The following is a 21440-nucleotide window of genomic DNA, read 5'->3' as shown; positions in this document are numbered from 1 at the left end:
GGGCCCGGGCGGGCGGGGCTCGACGGGCGGGCGGCGTCCGGGAGGGGTCAGCGCGTGACGTGGAACTCGTTCCCGCCGGCGTCCAGGAACTCGCCCGGCTCCCGGTCGGGGTGGCCGACCTCCGGGCGGAGCCTGTTCCGCCGGACCTTCGGCGCCGCGGGCGGCCCGATCACCAACGAGACCGTGCTGGTGGGCCTGCGGCGCAGCCGGGTGCCCCAGTCGTGGGACTCGACCGACTGCCAGCGCGGGCCGGGGACGCCCGGGTCGCCGCTGCCGTCCCGCGCGCTGTTCTCGCCGAGCCCGATTGGCGAGAGTCCCACCGTCCGTGAACGCCCCCGTCCCTTCCGCCCTCGTCGGGTGGTTGGGGCGGGGGCCTTCTTGCGTTCCCGCTTGCTGCCCTGCCGTCACTCGCCCCTCCCCACGTGCTCGGTTCGAGCCGGTGTTAGCCCGGCAGCGCTGGTCCTACTCTTACCCCATGGCTATGGCTGTCGATCCGGCGCTGTCCGTTGGTCAGCGCATCAAGCTTTTCAGGGAGCGCGCGGGCAAGTCCCGTGCCGTGCTGGCCGGGCTGGTAGGCCGTTCAGAAGGATGGTTGAAGGCAGTTGAGAACGGCCGCCTCCTACCGCCGAGGCTGCCCATGCTCGTCAAGATCGCAGAACACTTGGGCATCGAAGACCTGTCGGCCCTGACGGGGGACGTGTCGATGCCCCGAGCATTGTTCTCTGGGGCGGAGCATCCGGCGCTGTCGGTGGTCCGGCGGGCCGTTGACTCGGCGCCGCTGGGCCTGGCGGATGGCCCGGTCCCGAGCGTCAATCACGTTGCGGCTCAGGTGGCTGCGGCTTGGCAAGCTCGGGACTCCCGGGGCGACCACCGTACGGCTCTTGGGGACCTGCTCCCGGCGCTGGTATCGGCTGCCTCGGCCGCCGCATCGCACCCTGACTGCCCGGATCGTCGGCGCGCTGAGGTGCTGTATGCCTCGGCTCTGAATCTTGTCCAGATGTTCGCCGCCTACCAGGGGGATGGAAACCTGGTCTGGCGCGTGGCCGAGCGCTCCTTGGCGACCGCCCGAGCGTCCGGTGATGCCGTCGCCGTTGCGCAGGCTTGTTGGTTCCTGGTGGAGGCTTTCCGGAAGTCTGGGCAATGGGACAGCGCCCAGACGCTCACGGAGGAGGCTCTGCGGCTGCTGGGACCGGCCCGGGGTGATTCTCCGCCGCTTGCTGCGGCATGGGCAGATATGGCGTTCCACGCGGCCATTACGCACGCTCGCGCGGGAGAGTCGGGCGAGGCTTGGGGCTGGTTCGATCGAGCCGAGGAGGTCGCCAGGACCCTTCCGGCTGACTTCTGGCACTCGCCAACCTCCGCATCTGCACGGGTAGTCCCGGTGCACGCTGTGACAGTCGCTGTTGAGCTGCGACAGGCCGGTACCGCCTTGCGGTGGGCTGACCGGCTGGCACCGGCAGAGCTTCCTGCACGGCCGAGGCGGGCACGGCACTTGATCGAGGTCGCACGGGCATACGCCCTGCGGGGCGAACCGGATTGGGTGGCGTCGCTGCTCACCGACGCAGTGGAGGCAGCGCCCGATACTGCCCGGTGGAACCACGAAACCCATGACTTGGTACGGGGCCTGCTGGACGGCCCGCCGTCTGTTCGACCCGCCGCCCGTGACCTTGCAACCGCTACCGGACTTGCCGCCTGACTGATAGTTAGGGGCACAAACTGTGCCTCTCGGCCGCCTTGAGTGCCCGTACCGTCCATGGGATGTGACGGGCATTCAGCAGTTTGGAGGCCGAATGAGCAGCTTGCCGACCAGGGAACTCCCCTCGGTGCTGACGCACACGGACTGCCAGGAGACGAACCGGATCGTTACGCGGTTCGGGAGCTGGAAGTTTCGCCCGGATGACCCTCGGGCCGTTCCGGCGCGCTACGTCCTGTCCTGCGTGTCCGAGGACGAGGACGGCACCATGTGCGGCGAGACGTCCCGGCCGAGTGCGGACGTGGGGGCCGTGGCGGAGTGGGCGCGCACCCACACGTGGCTCAACCAGGACCACCGGTCGTACAGCCTGGACGCCGCCTCGGTCCCGATGGTGCTGGTACCCGAGGAGGAACCGGCGTGAGCCGCACGACCCTTGCTGCCTGCGCCCTGACCGTGGCGGTCGCCCTCGGGCCCGCCGCTTTGCTGGTCGCCCTCGCCAAGCTCGACCCGCAGGACGGGCGCCGTTGGGTCTGGTGGTTCTTCGCCCCGGCCGTCGCCATGCTCGGCATCGTCTACGGCGGGGACTGGGAAATGTGGTGGCGCCGAAGACGTGCCGCCCGACGGTCCCGGTTGCGGGTCACGGTTCGCCATGTCCGTCCCGGAGACCCGCCGTGACCCTCGCGGCCGAGGCGCTGCCCACGCTGGCCGAGATCGGCGCGGGACGCCTGCCGGAACCGCCCGAGGAGAACGACGGGAACCCGTGGGCCGCCGGGGACTGCTGGCTCTACTGCGGGCGCACCTCGGTCCGCGTGCTCTGGCTCGGCCCGGTGACCGCAGCCGGCGGAGTCTCGGCCGGGCTGCTTGCCTGCGGCGACTGCATATCGATCCTGCACAGCAAGGCAGTTGCCGCGATGGCCAAGCGGGACAAGTCGGCGACCGAGCGCACCCACCGCGCTCGGCATGCCTGGCCCCGGTCGAGATGGGGCACCACCGCTCGGCAGTAGTCCGACCGCTCGGCTCCCGGCGGTGCCTGCGCTGGGAAGGGTCAACACCCCCGCCGGGACGGGGCCCAACTCCCGCTCCGGGAAGATCAACCCCCCAAGCCCGGAGCGGGGCACGGCCACCCCGACCAGTTCGGCCCTGGACAGGGCGACTCGGCCGAGGTGGGATAGGCAACTCGGCTTCACGGTCGAGGTGTTGAACTTCGATGTTCGCAGGAGACGGAGGTACAGCACAGATGACGCAGACGCCCGCACCGTGGGGCACCCAGCGGATGGGGCCGTACGCAGCGACCATCACCGTTCCGCAGTACACGCCCGTGATCGACCCCGAAACCCAGATTGCGGTGATCGTGGACGAGCACGGCCGGACGGTCGAGTTGGGCGGCCACGGCACCAGCACGAGCGGCCTGACGCCCACCACGACCACCCCGGGTGACGGGTCTGGCCCGGGTGGCGCGACCGACGCGGACAGCACCGAGTCGTACGACCAGGACCAGAGTTCCGGCTGATGCGTGACAGCAGGTCGGTACTGGTGCTGACCAACTCCTACGACGTGACTGCGGACGTGGTGCTGCGGCTTCTCGCCGAGCGCGGGGTTCCCGTGGTCCGTCTCGACCCCGGCACCGACCTGCACGCGGGTGCCTCGCTGACCGCCACGTACCGTACGGGCGACCAGCGGGGCACCCTGCGCACGGCGAGCCGGGAGATCGACACCACACGGATTCGCTCCGTGTGGGTGCGCAGGCCATCGCCTTACGAGGGACCGCCGGAGATGACCGGCCAAGACCGCCGGTTCGCCGCAGAACAGGCCCTGTGGGGCGCGGGGGGCATCCTCGCGTCGCTGCCTGGCGCGCACTACGTCAATCACCCCTGGAACAACCGGGCCGCCGAGTTCAAACCCGCGCAGCTATCGACCGCGCAGCGCTGCGGGTTCCTGGTGCCCAGCACAGTGATCACCGACGACCCGCACGAGGCGCGGACGTTCGCCACACATCAGTCCGGCGGAGTGGTCTACAAACCCGTGTGGAACACGCCCTACCGCGTGGACGGCCACCCACACAGCGTGTGGGTCCGGGAGGTGCGCGCGGCCGAGATCACCGACACCGTGTCCGTCTGTCCCCACATGTTCCAAGCCAAGGTAGCCAAGGCGTTCGACGTGCGGGTGACCGCCGTGGGCGACCGACTGTTCGGGGTCCGGATCGACAGTCCCGATCTCGACTGGCGTTACCGTCAAGACCTGATGACGTGCACACCGATCGAGGTACCCGCGCCGGTCACACGTGCGGTCGCGGCCTATCTCGCCGAACTCCGTTTGCATTACGGGGCGTTCGACTTCGCTGTGACCCCTGCGGGTGACTGGTACTTCCTTGAGTGCAACCCGAACGGCCAATGGGCGTGGCAGCCGGCGCAGACCACCGCCGCCATCGCGCAAGCTCTAACCGACCAACTGGAGAAAGGCCCCGACACGTGAGCGCATCGGCTCAGCTTCGCAGCGCCCTGGCGGACAGGCTCGCCGAGGACGGCACCCTGACCGAACCCGAGTGGCGCAGCGCGGCCACCATGGTTCCCCGCGAGCTGTTCACGGGGTCCTACTTCCTGCCGGTGGCGGGCAGCGTCCCCACCAGTTACCGGCCTGTCCGGGAGGGCGATCCAGGGTGGCTGGAGGGCGTGTACTCCGACGAGACGCTGATCACCCAACTCGACGGCCGGATCAGGCCCGACGACGTGGCCGAGGACGCCGTGACCGGCGCCCCGTCGTCGTCGTCCACCCTGCCGTCGCTGGTGCTGCGGATGTGGCAGCAGCTCGGCGCGGAAGCCGGTCAACGGGTGTTGGAGATCGGCACCGGAACCGGGTACTCGACCGCCCTCGGCGCGCACCGCCTCGGGGACGCCAACCTGACCAGCATCGAGTACGACCCGGTGGTCGGCGGGGCCGCTGCGACGGCGCTCAAGGCGGCCGGGTTCGCGCCCCGGCTGATCATCGGTGACGGGCTGCGCGGCGACCCGCAAGGCGGGCCGTACGACAGGCTTATTGCGACGTGCTCGGTCCGGTACATTCCCCTGCCCTGGCTGCACCAGGTGAAGCCAGGCGGGAAGATCCTGGCCACGCTCTCCGGGTGGAGCTACGCCAACGCCCTTGCGCTGCTCGACGTGACCGGCCCCGGTGAGGCCACGGGGCGGTTCCTGCCCGGGTACACCAGTTTCATGATCGCCCGGCCGCACGACCGGCCGCCCCGCCCGACCCTGGCCCTGCTGCCCGGGGAGGAGCGTCCGAGCCAGATCGACCCCGCGAAGCTCGACGACTGGACCGGCGGTTGGGTCGCGCAGCTCGCGGCGCCCTCGGCCGAACGCATGGGGGCGGGGGCGGAACAGATCCTCTGGGACGTGTCCACCGGTTCGCAGGCTCGGACGAGGCCCAACCCTGACGGTGGGTGGACCGTTGTCCAGCGTGGTCCCGTCCGTCTGTGGGATCGGGTGGAACGGGCGGTGCAGCGCTGGCAGGCTGCCAACGAGCCGCACCAGGAACGGTTCGGGATCACGGTCTCGGCTGCCGGTCAGCGGGTGTGGCTCGGCGCCGAGGACGGCCCCGGGTGGGACCTGCCGATCTGACGCACGCGGGCCCGTGGGTCAAGGCCGTGCACCGCCCTGGCGGGTGGTCAGACATCAAGACGTCCCGTTCGGCCAAGCGCCGGGCGGGGCTCTGTCGTTGGTGCTGACCTGCGGCTAAGCTGCACAGAACTGGTAGTCACGTGTGTTGGGGTCGGCCAGCACGTCCCACGGGACGTCCCCCTGGCCGATGTCGGCCCGTGTCGCCCCGAGGGCGAGCAGGCGCGCGACCTCGGCCTCCCAGTCCGGGCCCCGGGCGAGGTCGAGGTGGAGCAGGTTCTTGTGCGCCGTCTTCGGCTTCGGGGTCGGGACGACGCACAGCCGCAGGCCGTCCGTGCGGCCCTGCGTCGCCTCCTGCCGGAAGCGGTCCATGCGCGCGACGTCCAGCGCGTCGATCACGATCCCGGTCAACATCCCGTCCCCCACCGTCGAATCCGTTGTCCGTTCGGGTGCCTGCCGGTTGCGTGGCGCCCCGGCGCCGGCGACCGGCAGACTACTGCGCGGCCGGTGGCCCGCACCGGCGCGAGGGAGCCGGTGGGCTGCCCACCGGTACCCGGGTCCGAGGACGGCGTCCTCGTCGGGCGCCCCCGGGCCGTCGCGACGTGATCGGAGCCGCGAAGGCCCGGGGACGGCGGGGCGGCGGGCCGGCGCTGGACTACGGCCCGGTGCGGGCGCGCAGGGCGTGCGTGAACCAGGTGAACACCGGTGCCAGGCTGGGCGGGACGGGCCATCCGTTGATGACGGCCAGCAAGTGCCAGTAGCGCTCCGTGCGGGGATCGCCGGCGATCTCCAGGCGGGTCAGCAGCCAGTGGCGCAGCTCCGCGTCGTCGGCGCGGCCGAAGGTCTGCGCGTAGCGGGCGGTCAGCGCGTCGACGACGGGTACGGCCTCGGCCGAGGCCGGGGCGATGCCGGCGTCGAGCGCGCGGCCGACGCCGTCGCGGACGGCCTCGGTGAGGTCGTGGTGCAGCCCGGTGGCATCGCCGCGGGCGCGTTCGGCCGCCTGGTACTCGGCCATGCGGCGCACGGCGGCACGGAAGCCGGGATCCTGGGTGAGCTCGGCGAGTTCCACCCAGGCCTCGACCTGTTCGGGTTCGGGATCGTCCGGCAGTTCGGGCATGGCCGCGCGCAGCATGTCGACGAGGTCGGCGTTGGCGTCGAGCCCGCCGAAGGCCTCGTCGATGAAGTCGGTGACCAGGCGTCGGCGTTCGTGGTCGGAGAGCTTGGCGAGCTTGTGCATGAGGTCCGTTTCCTCGGGAGTGGAGCCCCGCTTGGCCACCGCGCGCAGGACGGCGCGGCGCAGTCGGAGGGTGCGGATCTGCACCTCCAGGGCATCGGCGTGGATGGCGGCGACCTCGGGCACCGAGACCTCCCGGTCCACGACCTGGCGGATGAGGGCGAGGTCGAGTCCCAGGTCGCGCAGGGTGCGCACCAGGTCCAGGCGGGCGAGCGCGTCGATGTCGTAGAGCCGGTAGCCGGCCGGGCTGCGGTCCGTCGGCGGCACGACTCCGGTGTCGGAGTAGAACCGGATGGTCTTGACCGTCAGCCCGGTCCGCCGGGCCAGGTCACCGATCGTGAAGAGCGTGTCGCCGTCCATGCCCGTAACTCTCCCGTCTCCCCCTGCGGGAGACTCAAGCCCGGGCGGTGACGGTCGCGGTACGGCTTCGCGACCCGGGTCCTGCGGGTGCTGGTGCGGGTGCTGGTGCTGGTGCTCGTGCTCGTGCTGGTGCCGGGTCAGCTCAGGCGCCGGCGGGCGGGGTGGGCGGGCCCGGTCGCTTCTGGCGGGACCAGGGCCTCGCGGAGTTCGGGGGTGCGGGCCTTCTCCGCCCGGTACCAGGTGCCGTAGCGGGCGGCGAGGAACGGGGCCGACATGCCGTGGGCGACCACGCTGAGGCCGACGGTGGCCGCGGCGACGAGACCGAGCCGGTGGATGCCGGGCACGTGCTCCTCGACCACGAGGAGCCCGAAGACCACGGAGGCCAGGCCGCGCGGCCCGAACCAGCCGATGTAGGCCGCGGTGGGCCACCGGAAGCCCGTGCCGGCGAGCGCGAGGACCACCGGCACCATCCGCACGACCGTCAGGCTGAGCACCGCGTACGTGACGACCCGCCAGTCCAGCTCTTCCAGGGCCGGGCCGAGCAGCACCGCGCCGAAGACCAGGAAGCTCAGCGTCGCGAGCAGCCCGCCCAGGTACTCGGTCAGGTCGGCGGCCCGCCCGCCGGATCCGTCCGCGGGGAGCGGCGGGGCCTGGCGCAGTCCGAGGGCGAACGCGAAGCCGGCCGTCCAGGCGGCGATGAACCCGCTGCCGTCCGCCGCCGTCGCCACCGTGTAGGCGCCGACGGCGACGGCCAGGACGAACACCTGCCGCCACTCGCCGGTCACCCAGCCCCGGGCCTGTGACCAGGGCAGCAGCCGCCCGCCCGTCAGGCCGACGGCCAGGCCCACGGCGGTGCTGAGCAGCAGGGTCCGCCAGAGGACCCCGTCCGCCCCCTCCGCGGAGGTGGCCGTGCCGGGGATCGCGGCGAGGAACAGGACGAAGAACGGCAGCACCAGCCCGTCGTTCAGGCCGCTCTCGACGTTCAGGCCCTCCCGGACGAGCGGCGGCACCGCGGGGCTGGTCATGGCAGCCTTGCCGAGCGCCGCGTCGGTGGGCGCGAGGATCGCGGCGAGCAGCGCGAGCTCCCCGCCGGTGAGGCCTGGCAGCAGGGGCCAGGCCAGCAGCCAGCCGGCCCCGATCGTGAGCGGCAGGCCGAGGGCCAGCAGGCGCAGCGGCAGGAAGCCTCCGGTGCGCAGGTCCCGCCGGCGCACGGTCATCGCGTCGGCGAAGAGGACCAGGGTCAGCGCGGCCTCGACCAGCGTGCGCACCGCGCCGGCGTCGCGTTCCGGGTGGATGACGTCCAGGCCGGCGGGGCCGATGAGCACGCCGAGGCCGGTGAACAGCATCGGCGCCGACAGGGGTGTCGAGGCGAGTCTGCGGGAGAAGAGCCCGTAGCCGCCGGTGACGGCCGCCACGGCCGCCGCGGTCCAGGCGCCGCCGCCGCTCATCGAAGCCGTCCTCTCCGCAGGGCCGGTGGCCGGCCGCACCCCGAGGGATCGGGATGGGCTGGTCGGATCGTCATTGTCGCGTGGGAGGGTGCGCGATCACGGCGGGACATGCCGCCCGGGGGGCGCGCGTGGGGACGCCCGGCCGGGCGGCCGCCCGTCAGAAGGCCGTCGCCGTCACGAAGCCGTCGGCTGCGGGCTCATCGCCCGCTCGTACAGCTTCTCCCGCCCCCGCTTGAGCAGTTCGGCGGCCTTCTTGCGCGCCGCCTCCTCCGCCTTGTCGAGCGCGCCCGGGTAGTCGGCGGACATGCCCGAGCCGGCGCCGTAGTCGACGTCGACCGCCAGGTTCAGGTTCCCGTCGCAGAAAGCCGACTTGAAGCTCAGTTGGTCGACCGGCCCGGGGACGGTGTCGGTGAGCGGGTGCCGGACCGAGGACTGGTAGCCCTCCTGGCCGAGGCCCCCGCCGTCGTTCATCGCGAACTTGCGCGTCTCGGTGGGCTTGGGCCCGCCGAGCGGGGACTTGGCGATGTCCGCCTCGACCTCCATCCAGTGGCAGCCGCGGGCCGCCTCGAAGACCGTCGCGTCGATGGTCACCCGCCAGTCCTCCGTCGCCGGGCCGCCGTCGTAGCTGCAGCTGAGCGTCGAGGACGGGTCGTCCGCGATCCCCTCGCTCGTCACCGGTATCGAGCTCCTCAGCTGCCCCGGCAGACCGGGATCGCCCACCGCCGCGCAGAGGTCGCCGACCGTGCGGTACCAGCCGACCTCCTTCGCCTTGCCGGCACTACTGCTGCTGCCACTGCCGGCGGTGGCACTGGCGCCACTGCCTGCGGTGCCGCCACCGCCACCGCAGGCGGTGAGGAACACGAGGCCGGCAGCCACGAGGGCGGCCGCGCCGGTACGGGAGGTTCGATTTCGACTCGTCACCGCGCCAGGCTAGTGCCGGATCATGCGACGCCCGCCCCGGGGTGACGCCCCGTCCGTCGCCGACCGCGGAGCCTGCGATCATCGACCGATGAACGCCATCGACCGCCCCATGCCGCCGCTGAACGCCGACGAGCGCACGACGCTCGAGAGCTGGCTCGACTTCCACCGCACCACCCTGGCCATGAAGTGCGAGGGGCTGGACGACGAGCAGGCCGCCACGGCCTCCGTGCCGCCGTCCGGCTTCACGCTGACCGGGCTGGTCCAGCACATGGCGGAGGTGGAGCGGAACTGGTTCCGTCGCGTGTTCGCCGGGGAGCAGGCTCCGCCCATCCACCCGAAGGCCGACCCGGACGGCCCCGACGGTGGCTTCGAGGTCGCTGAGGGCACCGCCCTGAGCGACGCCCTCGCCGTCTGGCACGCGGAGATCGCCCGCGCCCGTGCGCACTGCGCCGAGCACGCCCTGACCGACACGGGCCGCTTCATGGAGCAGGACGTCAGCCTTCGCTGGATCTACGTCCACATGATCGAGGAGTACGCCCGCCACAACGGCCACGCCGACCTGGTCCGCGAACGCGTCGACGGCGCCACCGGCGTGTAGCGCCGGGCCCGGCCGACAACTGCGTGGGCCGAGTTCTCCGAGTTTGACCAGGCCGAGGACCGACACCACACTCAGGTCGCCGCCGCGGCCCCGGCCACGTCCAGCCCAGGCGACAGTGCGGTTGACCGGGCCCGCCAATCGGTACACCATTGGTACACCAGCGGTGTACGATCGTAGTATGGCTGATGCGACGATCAAGGTTTCCCCTGAGACGCGTGACCGGCTCGCCGCTCTCGCGGCGGCCAGCGGCACCACGATCGGCGCCCAAGTGGCCCGGCTGGTGGAGGCGCAGCCCACCGCAGAGCAGATCGCGGAGCGCGTTGCCGAGGGCCGTCGGCTGCTGCGGGAGCACTTCGGGATGACGCTCTCCGACACGGAGCTGGACGAGGGCCCGAACCTGCTGCAGCGGGTCTACGACATCGCTGCGGCCGATGCCCGTGCGAAGGTCGCCCCGAGGCGCAGCGCGTGATCATTCTGGATTCGAGCGCCCTGTCCGCGCTGGCCGCCGGCCACCCGCGTCTGGACCGGATCGTGGACTCCGCGATGCAGAGCCCGTTCCAGCATCTGCTGGTACCGGTGCTCTGCCTGGTGGAGGCCGAGATCAAGGACGAGGGTGCCGCGCAGGCGGTGCTGGCGCTGCCCTCTCTGGAGTTCGAGCCGTTGGACGCGAGCACCGCCATGGTGGTGGCGGCGATGGTCCGCGACGGGTACGGGGGCCAGGACGTGGCGCACGCGATCGCCACGAGTCTGCCCACCCCGGTGCGTCCGCAGCAGCACCTGATCCTTACGGCCGATCCGGAGCTCTATCCGCCCGGGATCGTCGCCGTCGACATCGACGACCCCCGTCTGGAGCCGTAGGGGAGAGCGCGCGGCCTCGCCGACGAGGTCGTGCCGCCTTGCTGAACGGAGCCGGCTACTCCAGTACCCGGAAGGACGTGCCCGCGGAGTCGGCGTAGGTGAGCCAGGCCGCGCCCGCGCTGTGGACGTGCAGGTCGACGGTGACCTCGTCGTCGTCCCAGCGGCCGGACTCCGAGATCGCGAGGCCGATCAGCGCGAGGGTGCCGGCCTGGTCCCGTAGCTCGGACTGCTCGCGGCTCTCCTCGCCGGGGCCGCCCGAGGGCTCCTCGTCGCGTTCCCAGGCGTCCACGGCGGCCCGGGCCAGGTCCCCGGGCAGTCGCACGGTGACCCGGCCGACCTGGAGGTGGACGTGTTCCCCGACCGCCGCCAGCACCGTCGCGTCTTCCCTGTACCGCTCGTACTGCTCCTGATCGACCACGGCGCGAGGCTAGCCGGGCGGGCGGAACCGTCTCCACCGGATTTGCCCGCCGGGCCCCTGTGGGCGGGCACCCGGGGCCTGACGGCACGTCGGCCCCCGGGTGGAGTGGGTGCGAGGGCCGTGCGGTGTGCACGGCCCTCGCACCCGGGTGTGGGCGCCCCGTTCCCGCCCTCGTCGTCCGGATCTGCACATGGTGGTGAGCTGTGCGGCGTGTGCCGTCACCTGTGCGCGGTGCTGAGCTGCACTGTTGGTGGGGAATCGAACCCCTGCGTTGCTCTTCACGCGCCAGGACCGGTTTGACCGCCGGCCTCGGTGTGTGCACGCCTCCGTGGCGACTACCTGCTGTCCCACACCCGGTCTGCGGGGTCAGTCCTCGACCAGGTCGATCTCCCAGTTGGTGCGCTGGATCAGGGTGTCCACCTCGCGGATCTCCTTGGCGAGGAGGTCCGCCCGGGCGCGGAGTTCGGCGACCGGCAGGGCGGAGAGGATCCTGAGTTCGGACCGCAACTGCCGTACGGCACCGCGCTGGTCGCGTCCGGAGGCGGCGTCGGCGGCCGCGGTGAGCACCGAGTGGCGCAGCCGCAGGACGTCCCGGCGGGCGAGGGCGTCGGTCAGCGTGCCGCCGCCTTCGACGAGCGTGGTGGAGTTGGTCCGGTTGATCAGGCGGATCAGCCGTTCCAGCTCGTCCAGTACCTCCCCGGCCTGGGCCAGGACCTCGGCCGCGTTCTCGGCCGGCTCCTCGCCCTCCTGGTAGCGGGCGCTGCCGACGACGCGCGAGCGCAACTGCTCCACCTGCCGCACCGCGGCCGCGCGCTGTGCGAGCGCTTCAGCCAGTTTCACCGCGTCATCCACCCTCTGCGTGCCGTTGATCGTCCGGCAAGTATGCACGTCGGCGCCGGTGGCACGGATCGCCGGGGCCCGCCCCCTCGGTGGGCTGCGGTGCGTCCTTTCGTCAGGGGGTGGTGGCGGTCGCCGCGACCTCCCCGGTCAGGCCTGCGCGGGTCAGCGCGCGGGCGATGGCCGGCCCGTCCAGCGGGTCGTCGTCGGCGTTGGTCGGGGCCAGCCGTTCCAGCAGCCGGTGCGGGTCCAGCCGGTAGGCCTCCGCGTCGGCCAGGAGGCCCTGCGCGTCCGGCCCGTCGGCCGTGTCGGCCGTGTCGTCCAGGTGGTCCGTCAGTTCGCCCAGGACTTCGCCGCGGTCGATGAAGGAGCTCATGCCGCAGTCCAGGCCGTCGTCGCGGAGGCCGTCCGGGTACGGTGCCCGGGCCCAGGCGCCGTTCTCGTACCAGTAGACGCAGCCGATCTCGTACGACTGGATCAGGTCCCGCAGTTCCTCGTGGGGCAGCCACTCGGGGCCGCCCGCCAGCACGTCGATCGCCGGCTCGTGCCACTTGACGCCGCTCGACTCGTCCTCGCCGTAGAGCACGAACCGGCCGTCGCCCCGCTGGGACATGACCCACCAGGTGCAGCCGCAGTCGTCCCAGTGCAGGCCCTTGTCATCGATCCACCGGCCGGTGCGGTGGCGCGGCGGGCGTTCCTCGTCCGCGGTGGTCGCCTGGAGGGCGGCGAGCAGCGCCCAGCGCGCCCACAGCTCCTCGGCCGGCGGGAGGTCCTGCGGCAGTCCCGGCCGGTGAACGGTCATGTGTGCCCCCGTGCGTGCGTTCCGATGGTGCTCGCCGCAACCGTACTGTCCACGACCGACAGGGCCGGCACGGGGCCCGGGGGCGGCAGGGGCCCGTCCGGGTCAGTACCCCTCGCGGACCTCGAAGACGCCGCTGTCCCAGGACACGGAGGGCTCGTCGGCCTCGCTCGGCCAGTCGCTCTGCAGGTGGCGGCGGCCGTGGCCGAGGGCCCCGACCCGGTGCGGGCCCAACCGCCCCGCCGCCAGGTCGTCCGCCTCGGCGTCGGTGATCGGCAGCACCGTGCGGTACTGCGCGTCCTGTGAGGCGGCCCAGTCCACGTACTCGGTGAAGACGCTCACGAAGGCCTGCGAACAGAGGGCGCAGCGCTGGACGGAGACGATGAAGTGCGAGTCGTCCCGGATCATCGTCTCGACCCGGACCCCGGTGTGGCTCCGGTGGTGCGCCCGCGCCACCTCGGCGTCCTCGGCGCAGCACGCCGCGCACCCGAAGCCCGCGGACTGCGTCGCGTCGTCCCCCATGGTCGCGCCCCCTTCGGCCGTGGCGCCACATGCTACTCGGGCGGGGGCCGGGAGATCCGGCGGCCCGGGGGGTGCCGTGACGGCCCGGGGCACGCCAGACTGGCGCCATGCTGATCTCCGCCCGGCGTGACCGGCCCCTGCTGAGGTTCTGGACGACGACCCGCGCCGACTTCTACGCCGACGACCGGACGGCCCGGTGGACCGCGCGGGCGGCCTGGCTGCTGGTGACCGCGTCGCTGTGGCTGGTGCTGATGTTCACGGTGGTGTTCGGGGCGACGGTCGCCGGCGCACCGACGGGTGTGGTGCTCGTGCTGATGGTGGGTCTGGGCTTCACGGTGCCGGTCGTCTCGATGCTCGCCGTCACGTCCGGGCCGCACGGCCGGATGGGGGCGCCGCTGCTGACCGCGCTGGTCATGGCAGGCGCCGTGGTGCTCTGCTTCTGGCGGAGCTGACCCGGGCCGCCCGGCGCCCCGGTCCCCGGCCGCGCCCGGACATGCGCGGGGCCCGGACACGCGCGGGGCCGTGCGGGAGCGCTCCGCGCCCGGGGGCGGCCGATATGCTCCCCCAGCTGGGAGGTGCCTGCGGCAGGAGTGGGGGGCACGGGCCTCGACGATCCGCGTTCGCACTGGTCGGAGGCACCGTGCAGGCCACCTGGCCACGGCGGGACACCGCACTTCATGACGTGACGACGGGGTGATGCGATGCCTCTCGAAGGCGAGTACGAGCCGAGTCCGGCGCAGTGGGTGCGCGAGCAGGTCGAGCTGTACGAGGGTTCGGGCGGCACGCAGGGGCTGACGCTCCGGGACACGGGCCTGCCCGTCGTCATCCTCACCACGCGCGGCGCGAGGAGCGGCAGGATCCGCAAGACCCCGGTGATGCGCGTGGAGCACGAGGGGCGGTACGCGGCCGTGGCCTCGAAGGGCGGCTCCCCGCACCACCCACTCTGGTACTTCAACGTCACGTCCGACCCGCACGTGGAGCTCCAGGACGGGCCCGTGCGCCAGGACATGACGGCCCGGGAGGTCACCGGGCAGGAGAAGGCCGAGTGGTGGGAGCGCGCGGTCGCCGCGTACCCGCCGTACGCCGAGTACCAGCAGAAGACCGACCGGGAGATCCCCGTCTTCGTGCTGGAGCCCGCCGCGCGCGGGTAGGAGCGCCTGCGCGGGGCTACAAGGGTGGGGCCCGACGCCCCCGGAGAGCGGGTCGCGGCACACTTCGGGAACCGGTCCGCGGCGCGGCGATGAGTTTTCCGGCTCCGGCAGGTCTACATCTCGACGGGGTAGACCGACGCACCGGGAGTACAGACATGGGCCTCATCCAGATCGAAATGTTCGCGACCCTCGACCTCGTCGGGCAGGCGCCCGGCGGGCCGGACGAGGACCCGGCGGGGTTCCCGTTCGGCGGCTGGCAGGCACCCCTGCTGAACGAGACCACCGGGGCGCAGATCCTCGCCGCGTACGAGGGCACCGACGCCCTCCTGCTCGGCCGGCGGACGTACGACATCTTCGCCTCCTACTGGCCGCACCAGAAGGACGGCGAGATCGCCGAGCTCTTCAACCGCGTCCCGAAGTACGTGGCCTCCCGCGGCACGCCCGAGCTGCCGTGGGCCGGGTCCGTGCAGCTCGGCCCGGACCTGGCCGCCGCGGTGCGGGAGATCCGGGAGCGGCACGAGAACGTGAAGGTCGTCGGGAGCCTGGACCTGGTGCAGTCCCTGCTGCGGGAGAAGCTCTTCGACCGCCTCGACCTCTGGGTGCACCCGATCGTGCTCGGCGTCGGGAAGAAGGTGTTCGACGGGGGCGCGGTGCCCACGAACGTCACGCTCCTCGAACCGCCGGTGGCCGGCCCGCAGGGCACCGTGTACCTGCGCTACGGGCTCGCCGACGGCACGCCCGGGACGGGCGACATGAGCCTGCCCGACCGCGGTCTCGGGTCCGACGAGGGCAGGTGATCGCGATGACCACGATGACCACCGTCGACGTCGACGGGACCGCCCTGGGCGTCGAGTCCTTCGGTGACCACGACGCGCCGCTCGTCCTGCTCGCGGGCGGGCCGACGATGCTCTCCTGGCCCGACGCGCTCTGTGAGCGCCTGGCCGCCGGCGGGCGCCGGGCGGTGCGCTACGACCTGCGGGACAGCGGGGAGTCCACGACGGCGGACCCTCAGGCACCCGCCTACACCCTGCGCGACCTGGCCGCCGACGCCGCGGCCCTGGCCGGCGCGCTCGGCGGGGCGCCCGCGCACCTCGGGGGGATCGGCGTCGGCGGGATGGTCGCCCAGGTGGCCGTGCTCGACCACCCGGGCGCGTTCCGCGCGCTCACCCTGGTCGGCACCCGCCCGGTCGCCCCGGGCCCGCCCGACGACGACCTGCCCGACCACGACGGGGAGACGATGGGCCGGCTGTTCGCGCGCCCGGCGCCCGACTGGGCCGACCGCGCGGCGGTGGCGGAGTTCGCCGCCGCTGGCGCGCAGGTCCTCGGCGACGACCCCGCCGCCGCCCGGGCCGTCGCCGCACGCGTCTGGGACCGCACGCCCGGCACCGCTCCCCCGGTCCAGCTGGCCAACCAGCTGGGCGTGGTGTTCTCCCGGCTGGACTGCACGCCCCGCTGGCGCGAGCGCCTGCCCGGCGTCGCGGTCCCGACCCTCGTCGTCCACGGGCGCCGCGACCGGTTCTTCCCCGTCGGCAACGGCGAGGCGCTCGCGCGCGAGATCCCCGGGGCCCGGCTGCTCGTCCTCGACGAGGCCGCCACCGCGCTCCCCGCCGCGGCGGTCGGCGAGGTCACCGGGGCGATGCTCGAGCTCGGATAGCGGACGGCGGGGTACGGGGTACGGCGGCGGGGTACGGCGGACGACGGCGGGGGACGGCGGGGCGAGCAAGTCGGCTGCAAGTGGCCTGCAACGGGGCTTCGGAGACTGGATGTCATGACTTCGAGCAACGACTCCCACTCCCCCCTCCACCCCTACACCCGCGAGATGGCGATGATCCACCAGGTGTTCCGCCGCGAGTCGCGCCTGCTGGCCGAACTCGTCCAGGACGTGCGGCCCGGCGACACCGAACGCGCCCGGGTCCTCGCCGAGCACTGGCGGCTGTACTCCATCGGCCTGCACGCCCACCACACCGGCGAGGACGAGATGCTCTGGCCGGTCCTGCTGCCCCACCTGGACCTCGACGCCGAGCAGGTGCTGGCGATGGAGGCGCAGCACCGGGAGCTCTCCGACGGGATCGCCGAGGTCCGGCGGCTGGTGGAGCGGTGGCAGGGGCGGGCCCTGGCCGAGGACCGCGACGAGCTCACCGAGGCGCTGCGCAGGCACCACCGGCAGCTGTGCGCCCACCTCGACGAGGAGGAGCGGGAGGTGATGCCGCTGGTCGCGCTCCACGTGAACGAGGAGCAGTGGCACGCCGTGGGCGAGCGGGGCCTCGCCGAGACGCCCCGGAACCGGCTGATGATCGCCCTGGGGGCCATCCTGGAGGACACCTCGCCCGCGGAGCGCCGGGAGTTCCTCGCGCGGCTGCCCGTCCCGGCGCGGGTGCTGTGGAAGCTGCTCGGGCAGCGGCAGTACCGCCGGGAGACCGACCGGGTCCGCGGTCCGCGCGCGGCCGCCTGACGCGTCCCGCCGTCCGGCCGCCCCCGGCCGCCCCTGTCCGCCTGCCCCGGGGGCCGGCGCCGACGGCCCGGTGTCAGTGGCCCGGCGCCGACGGCCCGCCCCCGCCCGTACCGATCGAGGAAGCGTCACCGATGCGCATCGGATTCTCCGTCCCCCAGTTCGGCCCGTTCGCCGATCCCGACCGCACCGCCGCGATGTGCGCGGCGCTCGAGGAGCTGGGCTGCCACAGCCTCTGGGTGGCCGACCGGCTGCTCGCTCCGCTCACCCCGCCCGACGGCTACCCGGGCGGCCGGGCGATGCCCGCCCGGTACGCCACCCACCTCGACCCGCTGCTCACCCTGGGGGTGGCGGCCGCGGCGACCGGGCGGGTGCGGCTGGGCAGCAGCACGCTCAACGCCCTGTGGCAGCCGCCCGTCGTGCTCGCCCGCGCCCTGACGACGCTCGACCTGATCAGCCACGGACGCCTGGACGTGGGGCTCGGGCTGGGCTGGATGCGCGAGGAGTACGAGGCCGCGGGGGTGCCCTGGCGGGGGCGCGGCGCACGGCTGGAGGAGACCCTGGACGTCCTCGACGCGGTCTGGTGCTCGGACCCGGTCGTCCACACCGGCGCGCTGTGGACCGTCCCCGGGTCGACCGTCCTGCCCAAGCCCGTCCAGGGCCCGCGGCCGCCGGTCCTGCTGGGCGGGTTCACCCCGCCCGCCCTGGAGCGGGTCGGCCGGCGCGCGGACGGCTGGCTGTCCGCCTCGATGCCGCTGCCGTACTTCCACGGCCTGTGGGCGGTGGCCGCCGAGGCGGCGGAGCGGGCGGGGCGGGACCCGGCCGGGCTGCGCCGGGTGTTGCGGGTGAACCCCGAGGTCACCGCCGTCGAGGCGGGGCCGGAGGAGACCCACCACCGGGGGACGGTGCGCCAGATCTGCGACCACCTGCGGGGGATGTGCGAGACGGAGACCGACGAGGTGCTGGTGGACCTCCAGCTCACCACCGACTCGCCCGGGGAGTTCCTCGACCTGGCGGCGGCGTTCCTGGCCGAACTGGCCGAACCCGCCGTCTCCTCCCCGGCCCGGCAGGCCCTGTCCTGAGGGGTCGCTACGCGGGCTCCGGGGGCAGCCCGGCCAGGGCCGTGCGGGCGGCGTCCGCCCAGTGCGCGGAGTCCCAGGCGGCCGCCACCCGCGCGGCCTCGCGGTAGTGGTGCCGGGCCTGCTCCGGGCGGCCCAGGAAGCCGGCCAGGTCGCCCAGGGTCTGGGCGACGGGCCGGAAGACCAGGCTGAGGCTGCCGGCGCCGCCGGCGAGCCCCTGGAGGGGCAGCAGGTCCCGGTAGACCTCGGCGGCGGCCTCCCGGTCGTCGAAGGCGACGGCGGCCGCGCCCCGCAGCCCCGCGAGCACGGGGTAGGCGAAGTCGCGGCGCAGCGGCACCCGCCGGCCGAAGACCTCCCGGGCCTGGTCGGGGCGGCCCGCGGCCAGCAGCGCGAGGGCGGTGAGGGCCTCGTTGTGCGGCTGGTACTGCTCCCACACCGCCAGCAGCACGGGCAGCACCTCGGCGAGCCGGCCCTGCTGCAGCCGGATGCACCCGACGGCCAGGCCCGCCAGGCCGCTGAGGTCCACCGCCCCGCGCTCGCGCAGCTCGGCGACGGCCGCGCCCAGGGCCTGCTCGGCCTCGTCGAAGCGCCCCCGGGCCATGGCGAGCATCGGGTGGCGCAGCCGGGCCACCGCGTACGCGCCCTGGAGCCCGTACGTGCGGGCGATCCCGTCGGCCCGCTGCAGGCAGCGTTCCATCTCCGCCGGGTCGTTGCGGGTGGCGGCGATCCGGGCGGCGGTGTAGGCGCTCATCCAGGAGTACTCGGGGCTCTCCTGGGCGGCGGCGACCTCGGCGAGTTCCGCGTAGAGCTCCTGGTAGGCGTCGGGTTCGAGTTCGCCGTCGACCCGGCGCAGCAGGGAGGTGAGCGTCAGGCCGCGCAGGCGGGGGTCGTCCAGGCCGCGGGCGAGTTCGACGGCCCGGCGCGCGACGGCCACGGCCCGGGGGTCGGTGTCGTCGAGCGCGTCGGCGAGCTGGTCGAGGAGCAGGCACCGCTGCCGGTCGGTCGGTTCCGGGCCGCGCAGCAGCGCGTCGAGTTCCGCGACGGCCTCCGGGTCGGACGCGGCGTAGGCGCGCACGCGCCACGGCGTCGGTTCGGTCCACGTCGTGTAGGCGGCGGTCAGCAGGTCGGCGCGGCCCTGGGTGCGGGCGACCTGGACGGCCTGCTGTTGTGCCTCGCGGGCGGGTACCACGGCTCCCATCCGGATCCGGCAGTCGACCAGCTGGCCCAGCAGCAGCACCCGCACCAGGGCGGCGTCCTGGTCGGCGAAGGCGGCCGGGTGGTCGGCGAGGATTGCGAGGGCCGCGTTCAGGAGGGCCTCGGCGTTCTGCGGGGCGTAGCGGCGCACCGCCTGTTCGCCGGCCAGTCGGGCGTGGTGGACGGCGGGCGCGGCGTCGGCGGTCACCACCGGGGCCGCCTGCAGGAGGTGGTGGGCGGTGGCGGCGACGTCGTCCGAGCCGAGGGCGATCAGGCCCCGGCCCAGTCGGGAGTGCATCCGGGCCAGCCGCAGGCGCGTGAGGTCGGCCTCCAGGGCGTCCCTGACGAGGGCGTGGCTGAACCGGACCGTGCCCGGGCGCGGCTCGGTGAGCAGTCCTGCGGTGACTCCCGCGTCCAGGGCGTCGAGGAGTTGCTCGGGGTCGCTGTCCGCGGCCTGCAGGAGCAGGGCGACCTGGGCCTCTCGGCCGGCGACGGCGGCCAGCCGCAGTCCGGCGGTGACGGTCGGGGCGAGCAGGGCGAGCCGGCGCCGCAGGACGTCCTGGACTCCCTGCGGGACGCGGGCCAGCGCCTGCTGCTCGCCCTCGCCGGCCAGCAGGAGCGAGCTCTCGTGCAGGTGGAAGGGGTTCCCGCCGGCCCGTTCGGCCAGGGCCGCCGCGGCCCGTTCGCTCATGCCGGTCGCGGTGCGGTGCAGCAGTTCCTTCGCCTGGGCGTCCGACAGTCCGCCGAGCGCCATGCGCACGGGTGAGCAGGCGGCCAGGCGTGCCAGGGCGCCGGTGAGGTCGCCCTCGCCGGTGCGGTAGGAGCCCACCAGGAGCAGCGGTACGTCGCGCAGGTGCTCGGCGCAGAGCAGGAAGAGCTCGACGCTCTCCCGGTCGCCCCGGTGCAGGTCGTCCAGCACGATCAGCAGGGGCCGCCGCCGGGCCGTGTCGCGGAGCCAGCCGAGCAGCGCCCGGTGCAGGCGGAAGCGGCGGGCCGGGCTGCCGTCCGGCTGCCCGGTGTCGTCCGTGCCGCCCGGGGCCAGGAGCGGAGCGAGTTCGTCGGCGTACCGGCCCGGTGGCGCGGCCTGGGCCAGGCCCGGGAGCATGTCGAACCAGGCCCGGCCGGGCGGGGCGCCCTCGGTCTCCGGGCACTGCCCGGACGCGGCCAGCCAGCCCTGCCGGGGCAGTTGGCGCACGGCCGCGTCCAGGAGGCTCGACTTGCCGATGCCGGGTTCGCCGGAGACCAGGACCACCTGGGCCCGGCCGCGGCGGGCCCGGTCGGCCGCGGCGGCGAGCCCGGCCAGTTCGCCGTCGCGGCCCAGGAGCCGGTCCGGCGTGAGGGCGGTCGGCGTGAGGGTGGTGGACGTCGGAGCGGTCGGCGTGAGGGAGCCGGCGCTCGCCGGCGGATCGTCCACCGCGGTGGGGGCTTCCGCGGGTACGGCGGGTACGGCGGGTTCCCCGGTCGCCAGCCGCAGGACGTCCAGGCGCTGATGCAGGAGGGCCTGTTCCAGTTCCAGGAGCGCGGGGCCGGGGTCGACACCGAGTTCGTCCCCGAGGGTGCGCCGGGCCCGGCGCAGCGCGGCCAGGGCGTCGCCCCGGCGGTCGCGGGCCCACAGCGCCAGGGCCAGCAGCCGCCAGCCCTCCTCGTGCAGCGGCTGTTCCCGCGTCAGCGCGAGCGTGTCGGTGAGGGCCTGCGCGGCCTGTCCGCTGCCCAGCCGGGCCGCGGCGAGCCGCTCGCGGGCGGTGCGGTGCACCTCCTCCAGACGCGCGCGTTCACCGGCGGTCCAGGGCTCGTCCAGGAACTCCGCGTACGGCTGGCCGCCCCACGAGGCGAGCGCCTCGGCCAGGCCCTCGGCGGCGGGACGTGCAGGCGTGCCGGCCCCCGCGCACTGCGCGACCCGCTGCTCGAACACCCAGGCGTCCACCGCGTCCCGCGGCACGGCGAGGGCGTAGCCGTAGGGCGCGCTGACCAGGATCCGGGCGGGTGTCCGGGGCGCCCGTTGCGGTTCGAGGACGCGCCGCAGCCGTGCGACGTAGGCGTGCAGCGAGGTCTGTGCGCTCGAGGGGACGCGGGTCGGCCACAACCGCTCGATCATCTGCTCCGTGGGCACGACGGCCCCACCGGCGAGCAGCAGTTGGACCAGGACCATCCGGGCGAGCCGGCCACCCGTGTCGACCGGGCGGCCGTCGACCTCGACCCGGAACGAGCCGAGCACCTTCAATGTGATCATGACCGGACCATCGTAACGGCGCGCCGCGACCCGACGGACCC

At 73.8% G+C, this 21440-nt stretch carries 25 protein-coding genes and 1 pseudogene; 16 read left to right on the top strand and 10 right to left on the bottom strand.

What is annotated here, in order from left to right; all coding sequences use genetic code 11:
* Positions 1-47: 47 nt before the first annotated feature.
* On the bottom strand, positions 48-320 hold the full coding sequence (locus ACIRS1_RS27695; RefSeq protein WP_402844632.1) for a hypothetical protein: 273 nt from the start codon (positions 318-320) through the stop codon (positions 48-50).
* A gap of 155 nt (positions 321-475) precedes the next feature.
* On the opposite strand from ACIRS1_RS27695, the gene ACIRS1_RS27690 reads away from it, so the two are divergent.
* The 7 genes from ACIRS1_RS27690 (at position 476) to tgmC (ending at position 5304) form a co-directional block, all read left to right on the top strand.
* Positions 476-1696 carry a helix-turn-helix domain-containing protein gene (locus tag ACIRS1_RS27690; RefSeq protein WP_402844630.1) on the top strand — a complete coding sequence of 407 codons (1221 nt, stop codon included), beginning with the start codon at positions 476-478 and terminating at the stop codon, positions 1694-1696.
* 94 nt (positions 1697-1790) lie between these two features.
* Entirely contained in the window at positions 1791-2114 is a 324-nt protein-coding gene (locus ACIRS1_RS27685; RefSeq protein ID WP_402844627.1) for a hypothetical protein, read from the top strand.
* Complete coding sequence (locus ACIRS1_RS27680; RefSeq protein ID WP_402844624.1) at positions 2111-2368, top strand: hypothetical protein; 258 nt, start codon at positions 2111-2113, stop codon at positions 2366-2368. Before ACIRS1_RS27685 ends, ACIRS1_RS27680 begins: the two co-directional genes overlap by 4 nt.
* A complete protein-coding gene (locus ACIRS1_RS27675; protein WP_402844621.1) occupies positions 2365-2697 on the top strand; it encodes a hypothetical protein in 333 nt (110 codons plus the stop codon). Before ACIRS1_RS27680 ends, ACIRS1_RS27675 begins: the two co-directional genes overlap by 4 nt.
* 233 nt (positions 2698-2930) lie before the next feature.
* Positions 2931-3203 (top strand): putative ATP-grasp-modified RiPP, encoded by a 273-nt coding sequence (gene tgmA / locus ACIRS1_RS27670; protein WP_402844618.1) that lies wholly within the window; start codon positions 2931-2933, stop codon positions 3201-3203.
* Positions 3203-4165 carry an ATP-grasp ribosomal peptide maturase gene (tgmB, locus tag ACIRS1_RS27665; RefSeq protein ID WP_402844615.1) on the top strand — a complete coding sequence of 321 codons (963 nt, stop codon included), beginning with the start codon at positions 3203-3205 and terminating at the stop codon, positions 4163-4165. Before tgmA ends, tgmB begins: the two co-directional genes overlap by 1 nt.
* On the top strand, positions 4162-5304 hold the full coding sequence (gene tgmC / locus ACIRS1_RS27660; protein ID WP_402844612.1) for an ATP-grasp peptide maturase system methyltransferase: 1143 nt from the start codon (positions 4162-4164) through the stop codon (positions 5302-5304). Before tgmB ends, tgmC begins: the two co-directional genes overlap by 4 nt.
* A gap of 132 nt (positions 5305-5436) precedes the next feature.
* Here the strand turns inward: tgmC and ACIRS1_RS27655 are convergent.
* From ACIRS1_RS27655 to ACIRS1_RS27640, 4 genes and pseudogenes are all read right to left on the bottom strand, one after another.
* Positions 5437-5715, bottom strand: a pseudogene (locus ACIRS1_RS27655) (VOC family protein); the annotation flags it as partial.
* A 241-nt stretch (positions 5716-5956) separates the two neighbouring features.
* Positions 5957-6895 carry a MerR family transcriptional regulator gene (locus ACIRS1_RS27650; RefSeq protein ID WP_402844609.1) on the bottom strand — a complete coding sequence of 313 codons (939 nt, stop codon included), beginning with the start codon at positions 6893-6895 and terminating at the stop codon, positions 5957-5959.
* A 137-nt stretch (positions 6896-7032) separates the two neighbouring features.
* A complete protein-coding gene (locus ACIRS1_RS27645; RefSeq protein WP_402844606.1) occupies positions 7033-8343 on the bottom strand; it encodes a cation:proton antiporter in 1311 nt (436 codons plus the stop codon).
* 174 nt (positions 8344-8517) lie between these two features.
* Positions 8518-9264, bottom strand: coding sequence for a hypothetical protein (locus ACIRS1_RS27640; protein WP_402844604.1), 747 nt, complete (start codon positions 9262-9264; stop codon positions 8518-8520).
* Between the two features lie 88 nt (positions 9265-9352).
* Here ACIRS1_RS27640 and ACIRS1_RS27635 point away from each other — a divergent pair, with 88 nt between their 5' ends.
* From ACIRS1_RS27635 to ACIRS1_RS27625, 3 genes are all read left to right on the top strand, one after another.
* A complete protein-coding gene (locus tag ACIRS1_RS27635) occupies positions 9353-9862 on the top strand; it encodes a DinB family protein (protein WP_396317132.1) in 510 nt (169 codons plus the stop codon).
* Positions 9863-10040: 178 nt separating this feature from the next.
* The gene (locus tag ACIRS1_RS27630) at positions 10041-10331 is read left to right on the top strand and encodes a hypothetical protein (RefSeq protein WP_396317131.1); all 291 of its coding nucleotides are present in this window, start codon (positions 10041-10043) and stop codon (positions 10329-10331) included.
* Positions 10328-10720 (top strand): hypothetical protein, encoded by a 393-nt coding sequence (locus ACIRS1_RS27625; protein WP_402844600.1) that lies wholly within the window; start codon positions 10328-10330, stop codon positions 10718-10720. The genes ACIRS1_RS27630 and ACIRS1_RS27625 overlap by 4 nt, the downstream gene beginning before the upstream one ends.
* 55 nt (positions 10721-10775) lie before the next feature.
* Here ACIRS1_RS27625 and ACIRS1_RS27620 read toward each other — a convergent pair whose 3' ends face one another.
* From ACIRS1_RS27620 to ACIRS1_RS27605, 4 genes are all read right to left on the bottom strand, one after another.
* The gene (locus ACIRS1_RS27620; protein WP_402844597.1) at positions 10776-11138 is read right to left on the bottom strand and encodes a hypothetical protein; all 363 of its coding nucleotides are present in this window, start codon (positions 11136-11138) and stop codon (positions 10776-10778) included.
* A gap of 366 nt (positions 11139-11504) precedes the next feature.
* Positions 11505-11978 carry a DIP1984 family protein gene (locus ACIRS1_RS27615; RefSeq protein ID WP_396317128.1) on the bottom strand — a complete coding sequence of 158 codons (474 nt, stop codon included), beginning with the start codon at positions 11976-11978 and terminating at the stop codon, positions 11505-11507.
* Between the two features lie 112 nt (positions 11979-12090).
* Positions 12091-12777 carry a hypothetical protein gene (locus ACIRS1_RS27610; protein WP_396317127.1) on the bottom strand — a complete coding sequence of 229 codons (687 nt, stop codon included), beginning with the start codon at positions 12775-12777 and terminating at the stop codon, positions 12091-12093.
* A 102-nt stretch (positions 12778-12879) separates the two neighbouring features.
* The gene (locus ACIRS1_RS27605) at positions 12880-13296 is read right to left on the bottom strand and encodes a hypothetical protein (protein WP_402844595.1); all 417 of its coding nucleotides are present in this window, start codon (positions 13294-13296) and stop codon (positions 12880-12882) included.
* 107 nt (positions 13297-13403) lie between these two features.
* Here ACIRS1_RS27605 and ACIRS1_RS27600 point away from each other — a divergent pair, with 107 nt between their 5' ends.
* From ACIRS1_RS27600 to ACIRS1_RS27575, 6 genes are all read left to right on the top strand, one after another.
* Positions 13404-13748, top strand: coding sequence for a hypothetical protein (locus tag ACIRS1_RS27600; RefSeq protein WP_396317125.1), 345 nt, complete (start codon positions 13404-13406; stop codon positions 13746-13748).
* Between the two features lie 249 nt (positions 13749-13997).
* Positions 13998-14447 carry a nitroreductase family deazaflavin-dependent oxidoreductase gene (locus tag ACIRS1_RS27595; RefSeq protein ID WP_396317124.1) on the top strand — a complete coding sequence of 150 codons (450 nt, stop codon included), beginning with the start codon at positions 13998-14000 and terminating at the stop codon, positions 14445-14447.
* A gap of 155 nt (positions 14448-14602) precedes the next feature.
* Positions 14603-15244: a dihydrofolate reductase family protein gene (locus tag ACIRS1_RS27590; protein WP_360222004.1), complete on the top strand. Its 642-nt coding sequence runs from the start codon at positions 14603-14605 to the stop codon at positions 15242-15244.
* Positions 15245-15258: 14 nt separating this feature from the next.
* The gene (locus tag ACIRS1_RS27585; protein ID WP_402844721.1) at positions 15259-16101 is read left to right on the top strand and encodes an alpha/beta fold hydrolase; all 843 of its coding nucleotides are present in this window, start codon (positions 15259-15261) and stop codon (positions 16099-16101) included.
* Positions 16102-16215: 114 nt separating this feature from the next.
* Positions 16216-16899, top strand: coding sequence for a hemerythrin domain-containing protein (locus tag ACIRS1_RS27580; protein ID WP_402844591.1), 684 nt, complete (start codon positions 16216-16218; stop codon positions 16897-16899).
* A gap of 131 nt (positions 16900-17030) precedes the next feature.
* The gene (locus tag ACIRS1_RS27575; RefSeq protein ID WP_402844588.1) at positions 17031-17978 is read left to right on the top strand and encodes a TIGR03619 family F420-dependent LLM class oxidoreductase; all 948 of its coding nucleotides are present in this window, start codon (positions 17031-17033) and stop codon (positions 17976-17978) included.
* Positions 17979-17985: 7 nt separating this feature from the next.
* On the opposite strand, the gene ACIRS1_RS27570 is transcribed toward ACIRS1_RS27575, so the two are convergent.
* Entirely contained in the window at positions 17986-21399 is a 3414-nt protein-coding gene (locus tag ACIRS1_RS27570) for a BTAD domain-containing putative transcriptional regulator (RefSeq protein WP_402844585.1), read from the bottom strand.
* Positions 21400-21440 lie beyond the last annotated feature (41 nt).

Origin of the sequence: Kitasatospora sp. NPDC101176, assembly GCF_044768035.1 — a bacterium.
Taxonomy (GTDB): Bacteria; Actinomycetota; Actinomycetes; order Streptomycetales; family Streptomycetaceae; genus Kitasatospora.
Note: the sequence above shows the minus strand (reverse complement) of the source record. Positions and strands in the feature narration are given on the sequence as shown.